Raw genomic sequence first — 3,865 nt, forward strand, 5'->3', positions numbered from 1 at the left:
AAGGCCGGGAGGAGGAAGGCCCTCAGGGCGATAGGGAGGGCGTCCGAGCACTCCGGCTTCGGCGCCGCCCGCGAGGCGGCCGCGAGGATCTTCGCGGGCGGCAGGGTCCCGGACGACGCGTCCTGCGACGCGCTCGCGAGGCGAGTGGCCGCGGGCGGCCCCGAGCCGGGGCAGGCCGACCTCGCCGTATACGACGGCTTCCTCGGGGAGGCGGCGCGGGATGCAGAGTAGCGCGTGCGTGGCGGACGCGGTCGTGGAGGCCGGCAAGAGGTGCTCGCTCACGAAGTCCGTGCTCGCGGAGTGGGCCAGGAGGGGCACGCCCAGGCAGGTCGAGTACCTCCTCGGCTACCTCGAGGCCGAGGGCGCGAGCAGGGACGCCTCGAAGAGGGCGCAGCTGCTGAGGAGGTGCGCCCTGCCGCAGGCCAAGACCTTCGAGGGCTACGACTGGTCGTGCGTGTCCTGGCCGGACGGCTTCGGCAGGGACGACCTGCTCTCGCTGTCGTTCCTGGGCGACCGCGAGGACCTCGTGCTCATGGGCGACGTCGGCACGGGCAAGACCCACATGGCCGAGGCGCTCTGCGTGCTGGCGTGCCAGTCGGCGCGGGCCGCGCGCTTCTTCACCGCCTCGTCGCTCGTCGGCAGGCTGCGCCGGGCCCGCGACGAGGGCAGGCTCGACCGCGAGCTCGCCCAGGTCGGCCGCGCCGAGCTGCTGGTCGTCGACGAGCTGGGGTTCCTCCCGCTCGACGTCGACGGCGCCAGGCTGCTCTTCCAGGTGGTCTCGCAGGCCTACGAGACGCAGTCCGTCGTCTTCACGACCAACCTGGAGTTCTCGAGGTGGGGGTCCGTCTTCGGAGACGACCAGATGGCCGCGGCCGTGATCGACCGCGTCGTCCACCACGGCAGGCTCCTCCAGTTCAGGGGCGAGTCCTACCGCGTGAGGCACGCGCTCATGTCCCCGGGCGGGGGCGTCGCGGAGTAGGCGTGCCGGCGGCCGCGCCCTGAGCGGCGCGGGGCGGGCCCGGCGAGAATTGCGCAGGGCCCGCTCAAGTCAGGTGAGAAATCCGCTCAAATCCCGATGCGAAATTCGCTCAAGAACTATTGACATAACACAGAGGGATTCGCCGGCCCCGGCGGTCCTGATGGCCCCGGCGGCCGCGACGGCCGCGGCGCGGGAGGTCCGGGCGTGCGCCCCTGATCCCGGGCCGCCCCCAGCGGCGCAAGGTAGTGGCAGTCACGTGCAAGGATTGGAGGACACGATGAGCATGATGGCACCCGAGGTCTTTATCGACGAGCTTGACGGCATGACGTACCAGGAAATGATGGCGGTGCGCGAGGGCCTCGTCTGGGAGCTGCGCCTCCTGGAGGGCACGTTCTCCAGCCACGACGGCGCCGCCAGCCGCCTCGATCCGTCCCCCGACCTGGTCTATCGCATGGACCTGATCTACCTGTCCGAGCTGTTGCAGCTCATGGAGACCCGCTCGCAGGAGGTCACGGGCGTTGTCGCGCAGGTATAGCAGCGGGGGAGAAGAACAACCTCCGCGGCTGCGGCGTAACTACAAAGTTTGATTCGCATTCGCATGGCACGGCCTAGCACGCACAGGGCGCCTCGGGCAGATTCCCCGGGGCGCCCTTGCCATGTCGGTAAAACCGCGCGGTTATCTGAACCGCGGGATTGAAATGCGATAGCCAACTCCTCAGACGCTACCCCACGACTTATCATGTGGAAGAACGGCATTCCTGCTGTCACATGCTCGGCACCAGCTTGCGATGGAGGCGAACCATGGACCTAGAGTCTAAGCTGCGTAATGACAAGCACCTCACGCAGACGGAGCAGCTCATTGCCGAGTATGTGCTGGCGCATCCGGTGGAAGCCTCGCGAATCTCGGCCAGGGAGCTTGGCCGTCGCGCGTTGACCTCGGGGTCCGCGGTGCTTCGTTTCTGCCACAAGCTCGGCTTCGAGAACTACAACGACTTCAAGGTCAACCTGGTCAGCGACCTCAAGCGCATGAGTCCCGCCAACACCATGATCGCAAGCGGCGAGCGCGCCATAACGGCCATGGCCAAGATGGAGACCCTCGAGCGGCAAGTAATCGCGGAGACCAAAGAGAAGCTCGACCCCGAGGTGGTGGAGCGCATCGCGCAGGAGATTCACGACCACCCCTGCGTTGACTTCTTCGCGTTCGACACCAATGCTACCCTCGCCTCCTACGCCGCGCACAACCTCATGCTCACGGGGCATCTGGCAAACGTGTACCAGGATCTGGACCGGACGGAGTACTTCTCGCTCTACGCGTCAACCGAGCACCTTGCGTTCCTTATCAGTCGCTCTGGAACGGATCGGGCGCTTGTTGCAGCCAGCCGCGAGATGGCCCGGAGGGGGCTTGTGACCGTTGCGGTCACGGCGAAGCCGGAAAGCGCGTTGGCCCGTCAGTCCACATACGTGTTGCGGGGCTTCTATCACAACGAGTTTGACAAGTTTGGCGACGTGGTATTTGACGCGTCTCTCAAGTACCTGTTCGACATCCTCTTCGTTATGACCTTCAGCAAGGACAGCGACTACGTGTACCAGATCAACCAGCACTATTACGATCTGTACTACCGCGAGCTCGACCGTTCCTCCTCTGGCGAGGATGCAAACCGAGGATAGTAAGTTGCCTCGTGCCTTCAGCCAGATTGTCTGACGCAATGCGTCAGGATTTTGGCATCCCTTACCAGCAAAGTTTCGAAGCATTGCGCCAATTCTCGCCGCCAGCCCGTGTGCCAAGCATTGCGCACCCTACCATCGCCTGTGTAAGCAGACGAGAGGAGCGCGCATGCTGCAAGATGACTTCCTCTGGGGTGGCGCGATTGCCGCCCACCAGGTGGAGGGTGCCTGGGACGAGGGCGGCAAGGGGCCGAGCATCGCCGACGTGATTACGCTCGGCTCCGCGGACAAGCCCCGCAAGATAACCGAGGGAATCGAGGCGGGGGAGTACTACCCCACGCACAAGGCGATCGACTTCTACCACACGTACCGCGAGGACATTGCGCTCCTCGCTCAGATGGGCTTCAAGGCGCTGCGCACGTCCATCGCGTGGACGCGCCTTTTCCCCACCGGCGACGAGACGGAGCCGCTGGCCGCGGGCGTCGCATACTACGACGACCTGTTCGCGTGCATGCGCGAGCATGGCATGGAGCCCGTCGTGACGCTGTCCCACTTCGAGATCCCGCTGGCCATCGCGAGGAGCGGCGGCATGGCCGTGCGCGAGAACGCCCAGAAGTTCGAGCGCTTTGCGGAGTTCTGCATTCGCAGGTGGCACGGTGTCGTGCGTTACTGGCTCACCTGGAACGAGATCAACAACCAGTTCAATACGAGCAACGACCTGTATGGCTGGACCAACTCCGCCGTGCGCCTGAGCGCTGAAGACGATCCAGAGCGCACGATGTATCAGGCGGCGCACTACGAGTTCGTGTCCGCGGCAAAGGTAGTCGCGATAGCGCACGAGGTCGACCCCAGCATCATGGTGGGCTGCTGCGTCGCGGCAGATGTCGTGTACCCGTTGAGCTGCCACCCCGAGGACGTTCTTCTCGCCAGCGATGCCCTTCATAGCACGCTGTTCTTTACCGACGTCATGTGCCGCGGGGAGTACCCAAACTATGCGCGCAAGCTCTTTGAGCGCCGCGGTTGGGACCTCGACATCACGGATGAGGACCTTGTGGCCTTGCGGGCGGGTACCTGCGATTACATCGGGCTTACCTACTACATGAGCAACGTGGTCGACCACGCGCACCGGAAGGACATCAGCGCGAGCACCTCCCAGAGCAGTGTCCATATGGTGGACAACCCCTATCTGCAGAAGAGCGCCTGGGGCTGGCAGATCGACCC

At 64.9% G+C, this 3,865-nt stretch carries 4 protein-coding genes and 1 pseudogene; all 5 read left to right on the forward strand.

Annotation, left to right across the window (positions count from 1 at the left end):
• A pseudogene (locus ACI38Z_RS03485) lies at window positions 1–231 on the forward strand (hypothetical protein); the annotation flags it as partial.
• Window positions 221–979 (forward strand): IS21-like element helper ATPase IstB, encoded by a 759-nt coding sequence (gene istB / locus ACI38Z_RS03490; protein WP_439788799.1) that lies wholly within the window; start codon window positions 221–223, stop codon window positions 977–979. The pseudogene ACI38Z_RS03485 and the gene istB, both read left to right, overlap by 11 nt.
• Before the next feature lie 277 nt (window positions 980–1,256).
• Complete coding sequence (locus ACI38Z_RS03495) at window positions 1,257–1,514, forward strand: hypothetical protein (protein ID WP_439788800.1); 258 nt, start codon at window positions 1,257–1,259, stop codon at window positions 1,512–1,514.
• A gap of 266 nt (window positions 1,515–1,780) precedes the next feature.
• Window positions 1,781–2,647: a MurR/RpiR family transcriptional regulator gene (locus ACI38Z_RS03500; protein WP_439788801.1), complete on the forward strand. Its 867-nt coding sequence runs from the start codon at window positions 1,781–1,783 to the stop codon at window positions 2,645–2,647.
• A gap of 166 nt (window positions 2,648–2,813) precedes the next feature.
• The coding region (locus ACI38Z_RS03505) for a family 1 glycosylhydrolase (protein ID WP_439788802.1) at window positions 2,814–3,865 on the forward strand (1,052 nt) is incomplete at its 3' end.

It is taken from the genome of Parafannyhessea sp., assembly GCF_051876455.1.
GTDB lineage: Bacteria > Actinomycetota > Coriobacteriia > Coriobacteriales > Atopobiaceae > Parafannyhessea.